This is a genomic window from Pandoraea nosoerga, from assembly GCF_902459585.1.
GTDB classification, from domain to species: Bacteria; Pseudomonadota; Gammaproteobacteria; order Burkholderiales; family Burkholderiaceae; genus Pandoraea; species Pandoraea nosoerga.
The window spans coordinates 62,779-82,722 of sequence record NZ_CABPSC010000009.1 but is presented as its reverse complement, the minus strand read 5'-3'; the positions used below and the strand labels follow the sequence as shown (position 1 = coordinate 82,722).

General features: G+C 67.0%; 14 protein-coding genes. 5 read left to right on the top strand and 9 right to left on the bottom strand.

Features of this window, described 5'->3' with window-relative positions:
• Nucleotides 1-51: 51 nt before the first annotated feature.
• Together thiD and lplT are read right to left on the bottom strand one after the other, a co-directional pair.
• Complete coding sequence (gene thiD / locus PNO31109_RS12870; RefSeq protein WP_150555903.1) at nt 52-876, bottom strand: bifunctional hydroxymethylpyrimidine kinase/phosphomethylpyrimidine kinase; 825 nt, start codon at nt 874-876, stop codon at nt 52-54.
• A 1-nt stretch (nt 877) separates the two neighbouring features.
• Entirely contained in the window at nt 878-2,170 is a 1,293-nt protein-coding gene (gene lplT, locus PNO31109_RS12865; protein WP_150555902.1) for a lysophospholipid transporter LplT, read from the bottom strand.
• A 338-nt stretch (nt 2,171-2,508) separates the two neighbouring features.
• Between lplT and alr the strand changes: the two genes are divergently transcribed.
• Together alr and radA are read left to right on the top strand one after the other, a co-directional pair.
• Nucleotides 2,509-3,579: an alanine racemase gene (gene alr / locus PNO31109_RS12860; protein WP_150555901.1), complete on the top strand. Its 1,071-nt coding sequence runs from the start codon at nt 2,509-2,511 to the stop codon at nt 3,577-3,579.
• 32 nt (nt 3,580-3,611) lie between these two features.
• Nucleotides 3,612-4,985 carry a DNA repair protein RadA gene (gene radA / locus PNO31109_RS12855; protein WP_150555900.1) on the top strand — a complete coding sequence of 458 codons (1,374 nt, stop codon included), beginning with the start codon at nt 3,612-3,614 and terminating at the stop codon, nt 4,983-4,985.
• An 86-nt stretch (nt 4,986-5,071) separates the two neighbouring features.
• On the opposite strand, the gene PNO31109_RS12850 is transcribed toward radA, so the two are convergent.
• The 7 genes from PNO31109_RS12850 to dapC form a co-directional block, all read right to left on the bottom strand.
• A complete protein-coding gene (locus PNO31109_RS12850; RefSeq protein WP_150555899.1) occupies nt 5,072-7,027 on the bottom strand; it encodes an ATP-binding cassette domain-containing protein in 1,956 nt (651 codons plus the stop codon).
• A gap of 133 nt (nt 7,028-7,160) precedes the next feature.
• Nucleotides 7,161-8,588 (bottom strand): cardiolipin synthase, encoded by a 1,428-nt coding sequence (gene cls / locus PNO31109_RS12845; protein WP_150555898.1) that lies wholly within the window; start codon nt 8,586-8,588, stop codon nt 7,161-7,163.
• Nucleotides 8,589-8,757: 169 nt separating this feature from the next.
• Entirely contained in the window at nt 8,758-9,654 is an 897-nt protein-coding gene (prmB, locus tag PNO31109_RS12840; protein WP_150556012.1) for a 50S ribosomal protein L3 N(5)-glutamine methyltransferase, read from the bottom strand.
• Between the two features lie 5 nt (nt 9,655-9,659).
• Nucleotides 9,660-10,811, bottom strand: a complete 1,152-nt coding sequence (gene dapE / locus PNO31109_RS12835; protein WP_150555897.1) for a succinyl-diaminopimelate desuccinylase — start codon at nt 10,809-10,811, stop codon at nt 9,660-9,662.
• A gap of 4 nt (nt 10,812-10,815) precedes the next feature.
• Nucleotides 10,816-11,163 carry an ArsC family reductase gene (locus PNO31109_RS12830; protein WP_150555896.1) on the bottom strand — a complete coding sequence of 116 codons (348 nt, stop codon included), beginning with the start codon at nt 11,161-11,163 and terminating at the stop codon, nt 10,816-10,818.
• A gap of 80 nt (nt 11,164-11,243) precedes the next feature.
• Nucleotides 11,244-12,071, bottom strand: a complete 828-nt coding sequence (dapD, locus tag PNO31109_RS12825) for a 2,3,4,5-tetrahydropyridine-2,6-dicarboxylate N-succinyltransferase (protein WP_150555895.1) — start codon at nt 12,069-12,071, stop codon at nt 11,244-11,246.
• Nucleotides 12,072-12,096: 25 nt separating this feature from the next.
• Complete coding sequence (dapC, locus tag PNO31109_RS12820; protein ID WP_150556011.1) at nt 12,097-13,299, bottom strand: succinyldiaminopimelate transaminase; 1,203 nt, start codon at nt 13,297-13,299, stop codon at nt 12,097-12,099.
• A 276-nt stretch (nt 13,300-13,575) separates the two neighbouring features.
• On the opposite strand from dapC, the gene PNO31109_RS12815 reads away from it, so the two are divergent.
• From PNO31109_RS12815 to PNO31109_RS12805, 3 genes are all read left to right on the top strand, one after another.
• Nucleotides 13,576-14,562 (top strand): DMT family transporter, encoded by a 987-nt coding sequence (locus tag PNO31109_RS12815; RefSeq protein WP_150555894.1) that lies wholly within the window; start codon nt 13,576-13,578, stop codon nt 14,560-14,562.
• Between the two features lie 190 nt (nt 14,563-14,752).
• A complete protein-coding gene (gene smc, locus PNO31109_RS12810) occupies nt 14,753-18,268 on the top strand; it encodes a chromosome segregation protein SMC (RefSeq protein ID WP_150555893.1) in 3,516 nt (1,171 codons plus the stop codon).
• A gap of 39 nt (nt 18,269-18,307) precedes the next feature.
• The gene (locus tag PNO31109_RS12805; protein WP_241013941.1) at nt 18,308-19,876 is read left to right on the top strand and encodes a cell division protein ZipA C-terminal FtsZ-binding domain-containing protein; all 1,569 of its coding nucleotides are present in this window, start codon (nt 18,308-18,310) and stop codon (nt 19,874-19,876) included.
• Nucleotides 19,877-19,944: the final 68 nt, after the last annotated feature.

Below are 19,944 nucleotides of genomic sequence, written 5' to 3'. Positions count from 1 at the left end.
CGAGGGACGAACGTGAGAGGGGCGAACGCGCGGCGCGTTCGCCGACACGCGCTACGGCTTCGGCCAGATCGCGTGGAAGTGATGAACGGGGCCGATGCCGTGCCCGACGCGCAGCGCGTCGCTGGCCGCGAGTGCGCCGCTCAGGTAGGCCTTGGCGTCGCGCACGGTGCTTGACCAGTCTTCGCGACGCGCACGCAAGGCGGCGAGTGCGGCCGAAAGCGTGCACCCGGTGCCGTGCGTGTTGTGAGCGGCAATGCGCGGCGCGTTGAAGCGCTCGACGCCGCTGGCGCTCACGAGCCAGTCCGGGCTCAGGTCGCTCGCCAGATGTCCGCCCTTGACGAGCACATGGCGAGCGCCGAGCGAGCGCAGCGCCTGCGCCTGGCGCTCCATCCCGGCTTCGTCCGTCGCAGGCGCCACGCCCAGCAACGCGGCGGCCTCGGGCAGGTTCGGCGTGATCAGATCCGCGAGCGGCAGTAATTCGTCGCGCAGTGCCGCGACGGCGTCCGGTTGCAGCAGCGCGTGTCCGCTCTTCGAAATCATCACCGTATCGAGCACCACGAAGCGCGGCTTGTACCGCCGCAGGCCGGCGGCCACCGCACGCACGACGTCGGCGTTCGCGAGCATGCCGAGCTTTACGGCGTCGACTTCGAGATCCTGAAACACGGCGTCCATCTGAGCCGTGACGAAACTCGCAGGCGGCGTGTGGATGCCCGTCACGCCTTGCGTGTTCTGCGCGGTGAGCGCCGTGATGACGCTCGCCCCGTATGCGCCGAGCGCGCAAAAGGTCTTGAGATCGGCCTGGATGCCGGCCCCGCCGCTGGAATCCGAGCCGGCGATGGTGAGGGCGATAGGGGCGGACGACTGACGCAAATCCATATCAATGCTTGACTTCGCCAATGAGCGCGACCGAGTCGAATTCGCGCTGATTGGCCTGGTGGCGCTTCATGACGAGCCACATCGTGCCCGAGACGAACACACCGAAGAGGATGATGACGACCCCGACCGGCATGTTGCACCAGATCAGCAGGGCGTAGAGGCACAGCATGATCAGCACCGACAGGTTTTCGTTGAAGTTCTGCACGGCGATCGAATGGCCGGCCGAGAGCAGCACGTGTCCGCGGTGTTGGAGCAGGGCGTTCATCGGCACCACGAAGAAGCCGGCGAGCGCGCCCACGATGATCAGGAAGATGTACGCGATGATCAGGTACAGCGGCATCTTCCACTCGGTGCCCCAGGGCAGAAGGTCCTTCGAGAAGAACGCCATGGCCATGACGGCGACGCCCATGGCGATGCCCACGGGCAGCACGGACAGCGAGCGCTTGAGCGGAATGCGCGAAGCCGCCACGATGGCGCCAATGGCCACGCCCACGGCCGACACGGCCTGCAGGATCGCGCCTTCGGACAGCGTCATGCCGAGCGCCTTCTCGGCCCAGCGCAGCACGATGAACTGCAGCGTCGCGCCGGCGCCCCAGAACAGCGTGGTCACGGCGAGCGAAATCTGACCGAGCCTGTCGCGCCACAGCGTGACGAAGCAATCGGCGAAATCGGAGACGAGCTTGATCGGGTTGCGTTCCTGGCGCGCATAGCGCGCACCGGTATCGGGAATGCGCAGATTGAACAGTGCGGCGATCACGTAGATGCCCATGATGACCACCATGGCGGCCATCGCGGGCGAATTGATGACCTCGGGCGTGCGCTGCAGGATCCACTCGGAGACGTGCGGGCTGATGAGCGCACCGCCGAGCACCGTGCCCAGAATGATCGAGCTCACCGTCAGCCCCTCGATCCAGCCATTGGCCGCGACGAGCTTCTCCGCGGGCAGCAATTCGGTGAGAATGCCGTACTTCGCGGGCGAGTAGGCCGCGGCGCCGAACCCCACCACGCCATAGGCGATGAGCGGATGCGAGCCGAACAGCATCATCAGGCAGCCGGCTACCTTGATCGAGTTGCTGATGAACATCACCCGGCCCTTGGGCATCGAGTCGGCGAACGCGCCCACGTAGGCGGCGAGAATGACGTAGGAGAGAACGAAGAAGAGTTTGAGCAGCGGGGTCATCCACTGCGGGGAATGCAAGTCTTTCAGGAGTGCGATTGCGGCGATGAGCAATGCATTGTCGGCCAGCGACGAAAAAAACTGCGCGGCCATGATGGTGTAAAAGCCTTTCTTCATCGGTACTTGAGTCGATCCCGTGCGGCGTAAAACTTGCGTGTCTCGGTTGTCGGAATCCGCGGCGCCCTCCGCAGGCGCCTTAACGGGAAGAAACCGGGCTTAAACACAGGGGTATCTGCGCTCATCCAGCCTTCAAATGTCGTCAAACGACCGTATGCTCGGTCTTGGAGTCCCCGTGTCGGGCGCCCGGTCGCCCTCGGTCTGAGACCGATATTCTTGTCGGGATAAAGATTTCGGCAAAACAAGTTGTGCGCACGGCTTTATAACACGAAAATATGCCGATGCGTTATGCCGCCGGCCTGTGCCGGCGAGCTTCTCCTCCCGTTGCCGAACCTGCCATGCCTCGTCCCATCAAAGTCTCGATTCATACCGCAGCCCTTGCCCACAATCTCGACGTCGCCCGCCGCCATGCGCCCGCCGCGAAGGTGTGGGCGGTCGTCAAGGCCAACGCCTACGGGCACGGCATCGAGAACGCCTATCCCGGATTGCGCGACGCCGACGGCTTCGGCCTGCTCGACCTCGACGAGGCCGTCCGTTTGCGCCAGCTCGGCTGGGCCGGCCCCATTCTGCTGCTCGAGGGATTCTTCACGCCGGACGACCTGGCCGTCGTCGACGAGTACGGTCTGACGACCACCGTGCACTGCGACGACCAGTTGCGCATGCTCGAGACGGCGCGGCTCACCAAGCCGGTCAACGTGCAGCTGAAGATGAATTCCGGCATGAATCGCCTGGGTTTCGCGCCCGAGCGTTTTCGTGCCGCGTGGGAGCGTGCCCGCGCGATTCCGTGCGTGAGCCAGATCGTGCTGATGACTCACTTCTCCGACGCCGACGGCCCGCGAGGCATCGAGCACCAGATGGAAGCGTTCGAGCGCGGCGCGCGCGACGTGCCCGGCGAGCGCAGTCTCGCCAATTCGGCGGCCACACTGTTTCATCCGGGCACGCACGGTGCCTGGGTGCGTCCCGGCATCATGCTCTATGGGTCGTCGCCGAAGGGCGTCGAGGTGAGCGCCGCGTCGCTCGATCTGCAGCCGACGATGACGCTCGAAGCCTCGCTCATCGGCGTGCAGGACGTGCCCGCGGGCGGCACGGTCGGCTACGGCAGCCTCTTTACGGCCGAGGCGCCGATGCGTGTCGGCACGGTCGCGTGCGGTTATGCCGACGGTTATCCGCGCGTGGCGCCCACGGGCACGCCGGTGCTCGTCGACGGCGTGCGCACCCGCACGGTCGGTCGCGTGTCGATGGACATGCTGGCCGTCGACCTCACGCCGGTGCCGCAGGCGCGCGTAGGCTCGAGCGTTACGCTGTGGGGCCGCGGGCTTAGCATCGACGAGGTGGCTGCCGCGGCTGGCACGCTCGGCTACGAGTTGATGTGTGCGGTTGCGCGCCGCGTTCCGGTGCACGCCAACTGAACCACGGAACACCGGGACGGGATCGCAAACGCATGGCCAAAGCCAAGACTGTCTACCTCTGCACCGAATGCGGTGGGCAAACGCCCAAGTGGGCCGGTCAGTGCCCCAACTGCAACGGCTGGAATACGCTCGTCGAGTCCGTGGCGGAAACGTCGACCGGCCACCGCTATCAGTCGCTCGCCAAGAGCACGCCGGTGCGCAAGCTCGCGCAGATCGAAGCGGCGGACGTGCCGCGCTTTTCGAGCGGCGTGAGCGAATTCGACCGCGTACTCGGCGGCGGCCTCGTGGCCGGCGGCGTGGTGCTGATCGGCGGCGATCCCGGCATCGGGAAGTCGACGCTGCTGCTCCAGTCGCTGGCGCATCTGTCGCGCGAGCGCCGCGCGCTCTACGTGAGCGGCGAGGAATCCGGTGCGCAGATTGCGTTGCGCGCGCAGCGACTCGGCCTGGGGGCGTCGGGCGAGGGCGGCGGCGAGCTCGATCTGCTCGCGGAAATCCAGCTCGAGAAGATTCTCGGGGCGATGGATTCGGAGAAGCCCGACGTCGTCGTCATCGACTCGATCCAGACCATCTATTCCGAAGCGCTGAGCTCCGCGCCCGGCTCGGTGGCGCAGGTGCGCGAGTGCGCCGCGCAGCTCACGCGCGCGGCCAAGCAAAGCGGCGTGACTGTCATCATGGTCGGTCACGTGACGAAGGAGGGCAGTCTGGCCGGGCCACGCGTGCTCGAGCACATCGTCGACACCGTGCTGTATTTCGAAGGCGACACGCACTCGTCCTATCGTCTCGTGCGCGCATTCAAGAACCGCTTCGGCGCCGTGAACGAACTCGGCGTGTTCGCGATGACCGAGAAGGGGCTGCGCGGTGTGGCGAACCCCTCCGCGCTGTTCCTCTCGCAGCACGAGCAGAGCGTGCCGGGCTCGTGCGTGCTCGTCACGCAGGAGGGCACGCGCCCGTTGCTCGTCGAAGTGCAGGCGCTCGTCGACACGGCGCAGGTGCCGAACCCGCGGCGTCTGGCGGTCGGGCTGGAGCAGAACCGTCTGGCCATGCTGCTGGCGGTGATGCATCGCCACGCGGGCATCGCGTGCTTCGACCAGGACGTGTTTCTCAATGCCGTGGGCGGCGTGAAGATTTCCGAGCCGGCGGCCGATCTTGCGGTGCTGCTCGCGATCCATTCGTCGCTGCGCAACAAGCCGCTGCCGCGCGGCATCGTGGCGTTCGGCGAAGTCGGTCTGGCGGGGGAAATCCGGCCGAGCCCACGAGGGCAGGAGCGCCTCCGGGAGGCCGCCAAGCTCGGTTTCTCGATTGCGGTCATCCCCAAGGCGAACGCGCCGAAGCAACCGATTGACGGGCTCGAAGTCCACGCCGTCGACCGTCTGGAGCAAGCGATTTCTGTGGTCGCCGGGATGTAACGTCGGCGAAGTGTGTCGTCGCAGGCAGGCAAGGGGGCGGCAGGGGCGCGGGGACGAACGGCTCGCCCTGCCGCGCTCGGCCGCTATCAGGCGATCTGCTCGAGCGCTTCCTGCGTTTCCAGCCACTCGGCTTCGACCGCCGACAGCTTCGCGGCGACATCCGCCTGCTGCCTGAGGCTCTCGGTGAGCAGCGCCTTGTTCGACGCGTCGTATGTCGCGCTGTCGGCGAGCAGCGCGTCGAGCCGGGCCTTTTCTTCCGACAGTGCCGCCATCGACGCTTCGAGCTTCTCGATCTTGCGCTGCAGCGGCTTGCGCAACTGCGACAGGCGCTGGCGTTCCTGCGCTTCGGCGCGCTTCTGGTCCTTGCGCGTGACGCCGTCTGCACCGTCGGCGCCCTCCGCACCCTCACTGTCGTCGGCTTCGCCGCGCATCTGGCGTGCGGCCGCGCGCTGCTCGGCCGCGTGCTGCAGCAGCCAGTCGCGATAGTCGTCAAGATCGCCGTCGAACGGCTTGACTTCGCCACCGGCCACGAGCAGGAACTGATCGGTCGTCGCGCGCAGCAAGTGCCGATCGTGCGAGACGAGAATCAGCGTGCCGTCGAATTGCGCGAGCGCCATCGTGAGCGCATGACGCGTTTCCAGGTCCAGGTGGTTGGTCGGCTCGTCGAGCAGCAGCAGATTGGGCTTTTGCCAGATGATGAGCGCCAGGGCCAGGCGGGCCTTTTCCCCGCCCGAGAAAGGTGCGATGGGCGAGGTGGCCATCTCGCCGCGGAAATTGAAGCCGCCGAGAAAGTCGCGCAGCTCCTGCTCGCGCGTGTCGGGCGCGAGGCGCTGCAGATGCTGCAGCGGCGAATCGTCGTGACGCAGCGTCTCCACCTGGTGCTGGGCGAAGTAGCCGATCTGCAGCCCCTTGCCGGTCTTCACCGTGCCGGCCAGCGGCGCGAGCGTGCCCGCAAGCGTCTTGATCAGCGTCGACTTGCCCTGGCCGTTGGCGCCGAGCAAGCCGATGCGCTGCTCGTTTTGCACCGACATCGTCACATGCGGCAGGATGATCCTTTCGGAGCCGTCGTCGAGCGCGTAGCCGCAGCGCACGGCATCGAGCACCAGCATCGGGTTCGGTGCGCTGTCAGCCGCCCGGAACTCGAACGTGAACGGTGAGGCCACATGCGCGGGCGCGATGCGCTCCATCTTCTCGAGCGCCTTCATGCGGCTTTGCGCCTGACGCGCCTTCGTGGCCTTGGCCTTGAATCGCGAGATGAACGATTCGAGATGCGCGATCGTCTTTTGCTGTTTCACGAACGCGCTTTGCTGCAACGCCAGTTGCTGGCCGCGCAAAATCTCGAACTGGCTGTAGTTGCCGCCATAGCGCTTGATCTGCTGGTTCTCGATATGCAGGGTGACGTTGCAGACTTCGTCGAGAAACTCGCGATCGTGCGAGATCACGATGAGCGTGCCCGCGTAGCGCCTGAGCCAGTCTTCGAGCCAGACGATGGCGTCCAGATCCAGGTGGTTGGTCGGCTCGTCGAGCAGCAGAAGATCGGACGGACACATGAGCGCCTGCGCCAGATTCAGGCGCATGCGCCATCCGCCCGAGAAGCTCGCCACCGGCAGCTGCGTCTGCGCCAGTGTGAATCCCAGGCCGAGCAACAGCGCCTCGCCGCGCGCCGGCGCGGTGTAGCCGTCGGCGTCGGCGAACGCCGCGTGCGCCTCGGCCTGTGCGTGGCCGTCGTGGGCCGCTTCGGCCGCGGCAATGGCCGCTTCGATCTCGCGCAGACGGGTGTCGCCGTCGAGCACGTAGTCGAGTGCGGTGCGCTCGACGGCGGGCGTTTCCTGCATGACGTGGGCAACGCGCCAACTGGCCGGCACGAGAACATCGCCGCCGTCGGCGTGCAACTGACCACGCAGCAGCGCGAACAGCGTGGACTTTCCGGCACCGTTGGCGCCGACGAGGCCGACGCGTTCGCCGGGATTGAGCGTGACGGAGGTGTCCTCGAAAAGCGGCTTGGTGCCGCGCGCGAGCGTGAGGTGTTCGAATCGGATCACGAGATAGCGGTATGAATGCGGGCGAGGCCGCCTCCGGGCGGCCAAACGCGCATTTTACCGGGTGGGGCGGTCCCGGCGGAAATCCATTGCGCCAGCCACGCCCGCACGCCTTGTCGCGACACGCCGGCGAGCGTCAGAGAATCGGCGCGAAGAGCCGCGCCACACGCATCACGAGTTGGCGCCACCTCGGCACTTTCCGAAAGTCGTCCTTGTCGAGCAGCGCGGCGCGCGCGAAGTCATTGGCCAGCATGGATGCCACGCCGTCGGCGAAGGCGCGATCGACCGTGAGCAGCATGAGCTCGAAGTTGAGGCGCAACGACCGGTTGTCGAGGTTCGCGCTGCCCACGGCCGCGGCGCTGTCGTCGATGAGCACGACCTTCTGATGGACGAAGCCGTGCTGGTAGCGATAGACCTGGATGCCGCTGCGCGCCGCCTCGAAGGCGTATGACGTGGTCGCCTCGAACACCACGTAGTGGTCGGCCCGGTCGGGGATCAGCAGCCGAACGTCCACGCCGCGCAGCACCGCGAGCCGCAGGGCGGAGAAGACTGCTTCGTCGGGCACGAAGTAGGGCGTGGCGAGCCATACGCGCTTTTGCGCGGCGTTGATGAGCGTCACGAAGAACAGCGACGATGTCTCGAGCCGGTCGGCGGGGCCGCTCGGCACCACCTGGCAGTGCATGTCCTCGCCCGAGGCGGCCGGCTGACGGTTGAGCTCGGGCACCGTGCCCGTGCTCCAGTGCCAGTCTTCCGCGAAGGCGCGCTGGATGCCCACGACAGCCGGACCGCGCACCGAAACATGCGTGTCGCGCCACGGCGCGAGCGGCGGCCTTTCGCCGAGATACTCCACACCGACGTTGTGCCCGCCCACGAACGCCTCGTTGCCGTCGACGACGACAATCTTGCGGTGGTTGCGGAAGTTCAGCTGGAACCGATTGACGATGATGCCGCGCCTGGCCGCCGCGAATTCATGCACGAGGACGCCGCCCTCGCGCAGCTTCTCGCAATAGCTGCGCGGCAGGTCGTGGCTGCCGATGCGATCGTAGAGAAAGTAGACCTTGACGCCCGTTGCGGCGCGCGCGAGCAGGCGGGCGGCAAGTGCGCGTCCGAGCGCATCATCCTTGACGATGAAGAATTGAACGAGGATGTAGTCGCGCGCGCGGTCGATGGCGGCGAAGACGGCCTCGAACGTGGCGCGCCCGTTCACGAGCAAACGCACATGGTTGCCCGCCACGAACGGCATGCGCGTCATGGCGGTGAGCGCGGCGAATTCGGGGTGGGCGTCGATCGAAACGGGCGGCTCGCCGGTCCACTGGATTTCGCCCATGCGCGACTGCAGCGCTTCGTTGCGTGCACGCCGCGCTTCGACGTAGCCGACGAACTTCGAGCGTCCGAGAAAGAGATACGGGATGAGCGTGAGGTACGGCATCGTCGTGAGCGATACCGCCCACGCGACGGCGCCCTGCGACGTGCGCACCGTCAGGACCGCGTGGATCGCGGCGATGATCCCCAGTGCATGGATACAGGCCACGCCAAAGCCGACGTCGAGCCAATTGAGCACCATGACGGACTTCTTTCCTCCCAGCCAAGAGTCGAGCCGACTCGGGACCCCGAGTGTAACCGGGGTGTGTCGACTTGGGCGAGGGGGGGCGGCGATGCCACCGTCCCGAGAGCAGCGAGTGCGGCGACAGCCGCGATCGCAGCGGCCGGGCGCCGTGCTGGCGACCGTTCGCTTACGGCAGGTCGGCCGCGTGCACCAGGAACACCATGTCGTCGCCCGCGCTGGTGGCGAGCCACGTCATGGGCAGATCAGGGAACGCGGCCTCGACGAAAGCGCGCTCGTTGCCGATTTCCACGATCAGCACGCCATCGTCGCTCAGGCGCTCGCGTGCGCCCGCGATGATGCGCCGGACCACGTCCATGCCGTCGTCGCCACCGGCGAGCGCAAGGCGCGGTTCGTGACGATATTCGGCCGGCAGCGCTTGCATCGAACCCTCGTTCACATAGGGCGGGTTGGTCAGGATGACCTCATAACGCCTGCCCTCGGGCAGCGGCGCATACAGATCGCCCAGATGCAGCGCGACGCGGTCTTCCAGCGCGTAATCGGCCACGTTGATCCTGGCCACGGCGAGGGCGTCGGGGGAGATGTCCACGGCGTCGATGTGCGCCGCGGGGAAGGCTTCGGCGGCGAGAATGGCGAGGCAGCCCGAGCCGGTGCACAGTTCGAGCACGTCGGTCACGTCCTCGGCATGGTTGACCCACGGCTGCAGCGCGTCTTCGAGCAGTTCGCCCAAGAACGAGCGCGGCACGATCACGCGTTCGTCGACGTAGAAGCGCCGGCCGTGCATCCATGCTTCGTTGGTGATGTACGAGGCGGGCACGCGCTCGCCGGCACGGCGATTGATGACCGACAGCGCGCGCTCGATCTCCTCGGGCAGCAGCCGCGCGTCGAGAAACGGCTCGAGCGTGTCGATGGGTAGGTGCAGCGTGTGGAGCAGCAGATACGCGGCTTCGTCGTATGCGCTGGCGCAGCCATGGCCGAACGCGAGCCCGGCCTCGTTGAAACGCGACACGGCGTAGCGCAGCAGGTCGCGCAGCGTCCGAAACGGGTGAGAGGAATGCGCGTGCATGGTCATCAGGCCACCAGACGCGCGAGTACGCCGCGATAGATGTTCTTGAGCGGCTCGATGTCGGCCACCGCGATGTGCTCGTCGATCTTGTGGATGCTCGCGTTGCACGGGCCGAACTCGATCACCTGCGGGCAGATGCGTGCGATGAAGCGGCCATCGGACGTGCCGCCGGTCGTCGACAGCTCCGTCTCCAGCCCCGTTTCCTCGCGGATCGCGCCACACAGCGCTTCGGAGAGCTCGCCGCGCGGCGTGAGGAACGGCTGGCCGCTGATCGTCCAGTCGAGCGTATAGGTCAGGCCATGGCGGTCGAGCAATTCGTGCACGCGCTGCTGGAGGCCCTCGGACGTGCTCGCCGTCGAGAAGCGGAAGTTGAACATTACGGTCAGTTCGCCGGGAATGACGTTCGTCGCGCCGGTGCCCGCATGAATGTTCGAGATTTGCCACGTGGTGGGCGGGAAGTACTCGTTGCCTTCGTCCCACACGGTCTGGGTGAGTTCGGCCAGCGCCGGGGCGAACAGATGTGTCGGGTTCTTCGCCAGATGAGGGTACGCGATATGACCTTGCACCCCCTTGACGACGAGCTTGCCCGACATCGATCCGCGCCGGCCGTTCTTGACCATGTCGCCCAGACGCCGGCTCGAGGTCGGCTCGCCGACCACGCAGTAATCGAGCCGCTCGCCGCGCGCCTGGAGCGCTTCGACGACTTTGACCGTGCCGTCGGTGGCCGGACCTTCCTCATCGCTGGTGAGCAGGAAGCCGATGGCGCCGGCGTGATCCGGATGCTGGGCGACGAATTCCTCCGAAGCGACCACGAATGCGGCCAGCGACGTCTTCATGTCGGCCGCGCCGCGACCGTAGAGCATGCCGTCGCGGTGCGTCGGGGCAAACGGGTCCGAGTGCCATTGCTCGAGCGGGCCGGTCGGCACCACGTCCGTGTGGCCGGCGAAGACGAGCAGCTTGCCGTCGGTGCCGCGCGTGCCGCGCTTGAGCGCCCACAGGTTGGTCACGCCGTTCGACGCGATGGTCTCGCACGCGAAGCCGATCGCGGCCAGCCGGCGCGCCAGGATCGTCTGGCAGTCGCGGTCTTCGGGCGTCACCGAGTGACGGGCGATCAGTTGCTCGGTAAGCGCGAGCGTGGCGCCTTGGGAGGAAGTCATGAAGTCAGAATCGTGAAGCGTAACTGTCGGGCGTGAAGCCCACGGAAACCTTGCCGTCGGCCACCAGCACGGGGCGCTTGATGAGCGACGGGTTTTCGATCATCAGGGCGCGCGCCGCCGGCACCTCGGCCGCCGCGGCCTGCTGCTCCGGCGAGAGCTTGCGCCACGTGGTGCCCCGGCGATTGAGCAGCGTGGCGAGCGGCACCTGCGCGAGCCAGAGGTCTAGCATTGCGTCGCTCACGCCCGCCTTCTTGAAGTCGTGAAAGTCATACGCCACGCCGTGCTCGTCGAGCCACGTGCGCGCCTTCTTCACGGTATCGCAGTTGGGAATGCCGTACAGCACTGCCGTCATGCCTGGACTCCTGATGTCGCTGTTACAAAAAAAAGCCGGCGGGCGAGGTCCTCGCACTCGCCGGCATCCTGCGCGCTGGCTTACTCGCCGCGCAGCAGATCGTTGATGGCGGTCTTGGCGCGGGTTTGCGCATCCACCTTCTTGACGATCACCGCGCAGTACAGGCTGTACTTGCCGTCCTTCGAGGGCAGGTTGCCCGGCACGACGACCGAGCCGGCCGGCACGCGGCCGTAGTGAACTTCACCGGTTTCGCGATCGTAGATCTTGGTCGACTGGCCGAGGTACACGCCCATCGAAATCACCGAGTTCTCTTCGACGATCACGCCTTCGACGACTTCCGAGCGCGCGCCGATGAAGCAGTTGTCCTCGATGATGACCGGGTTGGCCTGCAGCGGCTCGAGCACGCCGCCGATGCCCACGCCGCCCGAGAGGTGGACGTTCTTGCCGATCTGGGCGCACGAGCCGACGGTGGCCCACGTGTCGACCATCGTGCCATCGTCGACGTAGGCGCCGATGTTGGTGTAAGACGGCATCAGCACGACGTTCTTGCCGATGAACGAGCCGCGGCGCGCCACGGCCGGCGGCACGACGCGAAAGCCCCCGCGTGCGAAATCTTCGGCGGTGTAGCTGGCGAACTTGCTCGGCACCTTGTCGTAGAACTGGCTGAAGCCGCCGGCCGGCATCACGGCGTTGTCTTCCAGGCGGAACGACAGCAGCACGGCCTTCTTGACCCACTGGTTCACGATCCACTGACCGTCCTGCTTCTGGGCCACGCGCAGCGCGCCCTTGTCGAGTTCGGCGATGACGTGGGCGACCGCCTCACGCACGTCGGCGGGCGCCGACTTGGCCGAGATCTCGGCACGGTTTTCCCAGGCTTGGTCGATGGTGGTTTGCAGTTGTTGCGACATGGCGAGAATCAGTTGCAGTGAGTAATTAAAGGGATTGGCAGAACTGCACGATGCGCTGCGCGCCTTCGGTGCATTCGTCCACATCGGCCACGAGGGCGATGCGAACGTAGTTCTCGCCCGGGTTGGTGCCGTGCGCCGCGCGGCCCAGATACGACCCGGGCAGTACGGCCACATTGTATTGCGCCAGCAACTGGCGCGTGAATTCCGTATCCGACAGGCCGGTCTTCGCGTCGACCCTGGCCCACAGATAGAAACCGGCGTCCGGCAGGCGCACGTCGAGCACTTGCGCGAGCATCGGCGTGACCGTCTGGAATTTCCTGAGGTACTTGCTGCGGTTCAGGCGCACGTGCGCTTCGTCGTTCCACGCGGCGATGCTCGCGGCCTGCACGGCCGGGCTCATCGCGCAGCCGTGGTACGTGCGATACAGCAGGAATTTCTTGAGGATGGCGGCGTCGCCGGCGACGAAGCCCGAGCGCATGCCCGGCACGTTCGAGCGCTTGGACAGGCTCGAGAACACCACCAGGCGCTCGAAGCCGCGCCCGAGCTGATGCGCCGCGGCCAGGCCGCCCAGCGGTGCGTGCTCTTCGTCGAAATAGATCTCGGAGTAGCACTCGTCCGAGGCGATCACGAAACCGTACTGGTCAGACAGTTCGAACAGGCGCTTCCAGTCCTCCAGACCCAGTACCGCGCCGGTCGGGTTGCCCGGCGAGCACAGGTAGACGAGCTGGACGTCGCGCCAGACGTCGGCGGGCACGGCGTCGTAGTTCGGCGCAAAGTTGCGTGCCGGATCGCTGTCGGCGTAATAGGGCGTGGCGCCGGCGAGCAGCGTCGCGCCCTCGTAGATCTGATAGAACGGGTTCGGGCACAGCACGCGCGCGCCGGGCTTGCTGCCGTCGACCACAGCCTGTGCGAAGGAGAACAGCGCCTCGCGCGAGCCGGTCACCGGCAGCACCTCGGTGGCCGGGTTCACGTTCGGCAGCGTGTAGCGCCGCTCCAGCCATTGCGCGATGGCCGCGCGCAGCGGCTCACTGCCCGCCGTGGCGGGGTAGTTCGCAAGGCCGCCCAGCCCTTCGATCAGGGCTTCCTTGATGAACTGCGGCGTCGGGTGCTTGGGCTCCCCGATACCGAAGCTGATGGCCTTGAAGGCGCTGGCGGGCGTGACATCGGCCACCAGCGACTTCAGGCGTTCAAAGGGGTAAGGCTGGAGCTTGTCGAGTAATGGGTTCACGAGATTCAAACAGACTCAGGACTAGGGTTCGCGCTGTGGCGCGATTCGATTCGAGGCAATTCGAGGCAGCTTGGCGCACGCGTGCGGCAGGGCTTGGCGGACAAGAACCGTCTCCCGAAGGGGTTCCCGGATGCCCGCAAGAATGGCAAGATCGGCAAAGCGAAAATTATACCGTCACGGCGCGCCCAAGGCGCGACCGCCGCGTAATTCAGCACATTCCGAGGCGCCAATGGGGCAAGCCTGCGGAGTATCTCAGGTTTTTCAGGAGTCATCAGCATGACCGTAGCCGGCAACGGCTCGCAGGGCCCGGACGTAGCGTCCGGCGCGTCTGTGCGCACCCGGGCGGCGCCCGCCCTGGCCATTCTCATCGGATCGTCGGTGTGGGGGCTGGCCTGGTTTCCCTACCGGATGCTGGCCCAGTGGGGCGTGGCGGCCGTGCCCGCCCAGGCCTGTACGGCCACCGTCGCACTGCTGTTGCTCACGCTCGTCTATCGCCGCTCGCTCGGCACGCTGCGCTGGTCGTGGCTGCTCGCGGGCGTGGCGTTCGCGGGCGGCGCCACCAACGTGTCGTTCGTGTGGGGCACCACGCACGGCCATGTCATGCGCGTGCTGCTGCTTTTCTATCTGACCCCGGTCTGGACGGCGCTCTTCGCCCACTGGCTGCTCGGCGAGCGCGTCGGGCTGTGCGGCGCGGGGCTCATCGCGCTGGCGCTGGGCGGCGCCGGGCTCATGCTCTGGTCGCCCGAGCTGGGCTGGCCCATGCCGGACAACCCCGGCGAATGGGCCGGCGCCATGGCCGGCGCGGCGTTTGCGCTCAACAACGTGCTGCTGCGCAAGGTCAGCCAGGCGCTGCCCGACGTGCGCCCGGAGATGCGCAGCTGGACGCTCTATCTGGGTTGCGTCGTGGGCGGCTTGCTGGTGCTGCCGCTCGACGGCGGGGTCGAGGCCGGACGGGCGGCGCTCGCCGAACTCTCGTCGAGCGGGACGAGCGCAGCGGTTGTACTCGCGCTCGGTTGCACCATTGCGATCACGAATGTCATCGTCCAGTTCGGGCTGGCGCGGGTGCCGGCCAATCAGGCGGCACTCATCATGCTGTTCGAAATCGTGGTGGCCGCCGTCTCCTCGTGGTGGCTGGCGAGCGAGGGCCTCGACATGCGCGAAATCGCGGGCGGGCTGTGTATCGTCGCGGCCGGCGTGCTGTCCGGCATTTTGCCCGCGCCGCGGCGTTGTAAAAGCGCGACGCCCGGGGATGCGATGGTATGATGCGTACCGATGTGACGCCGGGTCGCATGCGATAGCGGGGCGGTGCCGATAAGGCATTGTTTTCGCGCGAATATCGTGGACTCGGCGTAGTGTGGCCCCCGCGCGCGCCAGCGTGCGCGAGGCCCGACAGGACCAGCTGAGCGCGTCTGCGTCTTTCCCATCATTCAATGACCGAAAAAGCGAACCTGCCGTGCGTCTGACTTCCATCAAACTCGCTGGCTTCAAGTCGTTCGTCGATCCGACGAACTTTGCGGTGCCAGGCCAACTGGTCGGGATCGTCGGCCCGAACGGGTGCGGCAAATCCAACATCATCGACGCCGTGCGCTGGGTGCTCGGCGAGTCGCGCGCCTCGGAGCTGCGCGGCGAATCGATGCAGGACGTGATCTTCAACGGGTCGACCGCCCGCAAGCAGGCAAGCCGTGCGAGCGTCGAACTCGTGTTCGACAACAGCGCGGGGCGCGCCGCCGGGCAGTGGAGCCAGTACGCCGAAATCGCCGTCAAGCGCGTGCTCACGCGCGACGGCACGTCCAGCTACTACATCAACAACCTGCCGGCACGCCGCCGCGACATTCAGGACATCTTCCTCGGCACCGGTCTGGGGCCGCGCGCCTACGCCATCATCGGGCAGGGGATGATCTCGCGCATCATCGAGGCGAAGCCCGAGGAACTGCGCGTGTTCCTCGAAGAAGCCGCCGGCGTGTCCAAGTACAAGGAACGCCGCCGCGAGACCGAGAACCGCCTGCAGGACACGCGCGAGAACCTGACGCGCGTCGAGGACATCCTGCGCGAGCTCGGCGCCAATCTCGAGAAGCTCGAGTCGCAGGCCGTCGTGGCCAATCGATTCAAGGATCTGCAGCGCGACGGCGAGGAAAAACAGCAGTTGCTGTGGCTGTTGCGCAAGAACGAAGCGCAGAACGAGCAAGAGCGTCAGCAGCGCGCGATCGAGGCGGCGCAGGTCGACCTCGAAGCGCAGATGGCGCGTTTGCGCGGCTCCGAATCGGACCTCGAAACGCTGCGCGCCGCGCACTACACCGCGACGGATGCGGTGCAGGCCGCGCAAAGCGCCATGTATGAGGCCAACTCGGAGGTGAGCCGCCTGGAGGCGGAAATCCGCTACGTGGTCGAGTCGCGCAATCGCGTGCAGGCGCAACTGGCCGCGCTGACTTCGCAGCGCGAACAGTGGCAGGCCCGCTCGGCGCAGTCCGAAGAGGCGCTCGCGCTTGCCGAGGAAGAGCTCATCATCGCCGAAGAGCGCGCCGCCACGGCGCAGGACCAGGCCGCAGAACAGAACGATGCGCTTCCCGCACTCGAGGCGCGCTGGCGCGACGCGCAGAACCTGCTCAACGAGCAACGCAGCGAAATCGCGCAAGTCGAGCAGAGCCTGAAGCTCGAGGCGGCGCACCAGCGCAACGCCGATCAGGCGCTGCAGCAGTTGCAGCAGCGTCAGGAGCGCCTGCAGGGCGAGGCGCGCGGGCTGGACAAGCCTGACGAAGCCGAGCTGGAGATGCAGCGTGCGGAGCTGGCCGAGCATCAGGCGATGCTCGAAGACGCGCAGGCCGAACTCGCCCAAGCGCAGGAGCGTCTGCCTCGCCTGGAGGCCGAACGCGCCGAAGCGCAGGCGCGCGTGCAGGCCGAAGCGGCGACCATCGCCCAGCTCGAAGCCCGTCTCGCCGCGCTCAAGCAGTTGCAGGAAAGCGTGCAGACGGAGGGCAAGGTCCAGCCGTGGCTCGACAAGCACGAGCTTGCCCAGTTGCCGCGTCTGTGGAAAAAGTTGCACATCGAGCCGGGCTGGGAAAACGCGCTCGAATCGGTGCTGCGCGAGCGTCTGGCGGCGCTCGAAATCAGCAATCTCGACTGGGTCAAGGCTTTCGCGAGCGACGCGCCGCCGGCCAAGCTGGCGTTCTACTCGCCGCCGCCGGCCGCGCGTGCGCTCGACGCGCCCGCGTCGCTGCGCGCGCTGCTGTCGTTGCTTCGCATCGACGATCCGGGCCTGCGCGCCGTGCTGCAGGAGTGGCTCGGTCACGTATTCGTCGCCGATGATCTCGCGCAGGCGATGGCCGCGCGCGGCCAACTGCCCGAAGGCGCCGCGATCGTCGTCAAGGCCGGGCATCAGGTCACGCGCGTGGGGGTGCAGCTCTATGCGGCGGACTCCGAGCAGGCCGGCTTGCTCGCCCGCCAGCAGGAAATCGAAAACCTCGGCAAGCAATTGCGTGCGCAGGCGCTGCTCTCGGACGAAGCGAAGGCCAACGCGGTGCGCGCCGAGGCCGCCTACAGCCAGGCGGCGCAGTCGTTGACCGAAGTGCGGGGCCGCGCCGAGCGCGCCACGCAGCGCGTGCACGCGCTGCAACTGGACGTCCTCAAGCTCACCCAGGCGCACGAGCGCTACAACGCTCGCAGCACCCAGATCGACGAAGAACTGCGCGAAATCGCCGCGCAGATCGAAGAGCAATCGGCCATGCGTGCCGAGTCGGAAGCCAACTTCGAGCAGGCTGACGCGCGTCTGGCCGAACTGCAGGCAACGTTCGAAGACGGCCAGCTCGAGTTCGAATCGCTCGACGCCCAGCTCTCCGAAGCGCGCAACCGCGCGCGCGAACTGGAGCGCCTGGCGCAGGAAGCGACATATGGCCAGAAGGGCGTCGCGAGCAAGATCGATGAGCATCGCCGCAATATCCAGACGGCGCACGAACAGGCCGAGCGACTCGTCGCGTCGATCGAGCAGGCGCAGGCCGAACTCGCCCAGATCACCGAACAGACGGCCGAGAACGGCTTGCAGGATGCGCTGGAACTGCGCGCCGAGAAGGAAGAAATCCTGGCCGCGGCGCGCAGGGAACTCGAAGCGCTCACACAGAAGCTGCGTCAGAGCGACGAGGAGCGTCTCGCGGCCGAGCGCGGTCTGCAGCCGCTGCGCGAGCGCATTACCGAACTGCAGTTGAAGGAACAGGCGGCGCGGCTCAATCGCGAGCAGTTCGTCGAGCAACTGGCGGCCGCCGAGGTGGACGAGCAAGCCCTCGCGGCCAAGCTCACGCCGGACATGAAGCCGTCGTACCTGCAAGGCGAAGTCACCCGCATCAACAACGCGATCAACGCGCTCGGACCGGTCAACATGGCCGCGCTCGAAGAACTGGAGGCCGCGCGCGAGCGCAAGGTTTTCCTCGACGCCCAATCGGCCGATCTGAACGACGCCATCGAAACGCTCGAAGGCGCCATTCGCAAGATCGACGAGGAGACGCGTGTGCTGCTGCAGGGCACGTTCGACGAGGTGAACAAGCATTTCGGGGAACTGTTCCCGATGCTGTTCGGCGGCGGACAGGCCAAGCTCATCATGACCGGCGACGAAATTCTCGACGCCGGCGTGCAGGTGATGGCCCAGCCGCCCGGCAAGAAGAACTCGACGATTCATTTGCTGTCCGGCGGTGAGAAGGCGCTCACGGCCATTGCGCTGGTGTTCGGCATGTTCCAGCTCAATCCGGCGCCGTTCTGTCTGCTCGACGAGGTCGACGCGCCGCTCGACGACGCGAACACCGAGCGCTACGCCAAGATGGTGGCGCGCATGTCGGATCGCACCCAATTCGTATTTATTTCGCACAACAAGATCGCGATGGAAATGGCCAACCAGCTCATCGGCGTCACCATGCAGGAGCAAGGGGTGTCGCGGATCGTGGCGGTGGACATGGAGTCCGCGATCAATCTGGCCGAGATCGCCTGACCCCGCGCCCACGATGGAGAAGAGAGAGGAACGCCGCGCATGAATGAACTGCAGCTTAGCTTGATTGCCGCAGGGGTAGTGGTACTGCTGGGGGTGGTGGCCTATAACGCCTGGCAGGGCAGCAAGGCGCGAGCGCGCATCCCGCGCCGCATGCCGGTCGACGCAGCGGGTATCGACGCGAGCGCCGCGGCGCCCGAGACCGATGACGATCGTCCGTTCATCGAACCGACGCTCTCGCCGCCGCGCGTGCCGGTGCAATCGGGCGAGCGTCGTGAGCCGACGCTCGGCGCGCTGGGCCAGGCGACGCCGGCCGGCACGTCGGTGCAGGACGCCTTTGCCATCAACGAAGACGCCTGGGATGCGCCGCCCGCCGCGCGCAAGCGCGCTGCGCAGGAGGCCGCTATGTCGGCCGCGTCCGCCGCCGCGCACGCCGGGGACGCCGGGGACGCCGCGCTCGCCGTCGAAACCGAAGCTGCCTCGGCCTTGACATCAACCTCGGCCCCGGCCGCCGGAACGGACGCCGTCGCGCATGGCGCCGAGCAGGGCGAGGCGAACGACGCCGCAGGGACGGTCGCGCGCGTCGATGCGGAACTGGCCGCCGACGATACCGTCGATGCGTGCGCTGCGGCGTCCGTCTCGGCTGCGGCCGGCGCCCCGTCGGATGCAGTCGCGGCCGCGCCCGACGGGGCCGGCGCTGCTGCCACTGCAGCTTCCGCAGCTCCCGCAGCCACCGCAGCCACCGCAGCCACCATTCCGGCGGCGGTCCGCGCTGCCGCGCCGAGCGGGCCGGCGCCGATCATCGACGAGCGCATCGACTGCATCGTCGATCTGCCGCTCGCGAACGTGATCGCCGCCGAGCGCCTGATGCCGCTCACGGTGCGCATGCGCCGTGCGGGCAGCAAGCCCGTCAACATCGAGGGCCGTGCGGACGAGCATTCGCCGTGGGAGCCGATCCGCACGGGCGGGCGCTACCACCAGTTGCGCATGGCCGTGCAATTGGCCAACCGCGCGGGCGCACTCAACGAAGTCGAATTCTCCGAATTCTCGAATCTCGTGCAGACGCTCTCCGACACCGTGGACGCGCTGCCCGAGTTGCCGGACATGATGGAGACGGTGGCACGCGCCCGCGAGCTCGACGGCTTTGCCGCACAGTGCGACGCGCAACTGTCCGTGAACGTGTTGTCCGACGGCGCACCGTGGTCGGCCAACTACGTGCAGGCGGTGGCAACGCAGGATGGTCTGCTGCTCTCGCGCGACGGCATGCGGTTCGTCAAGCTCGACACGCGGCAGAACCCGGTGTTCATGCTGCAGTTCGGCGACACGAATTTCCTGCGCGACGATCTGACGTACAAGGGCGGCGACCTCATCACGATGCTGCTCGACGTGCCCGTGGCCGACGAGGACCTGCTGCCGTTTCGCCTGATGTGCGATTACGCGCGCTCGATCGGCCAGCGCATCGGCGGCCGGGTGGTGGACGATCAGCGCCGGCCGCTCTCGGATGCTGCGCTGCAAAACGTCGACAAGCAACTGCTCAAGCTCTACGAGCGCCTCGAGGCGAGGGGACTGCCGGCCGGCTCGCCGGTCACGCGCCGCCTGTTCAGCCAGTAAGCCCGGGGCCGATGCCCGGCGGTGGCGGCGCCGGTGCGACGCTCTCCGGCGGGCGTTCGATGCACGCC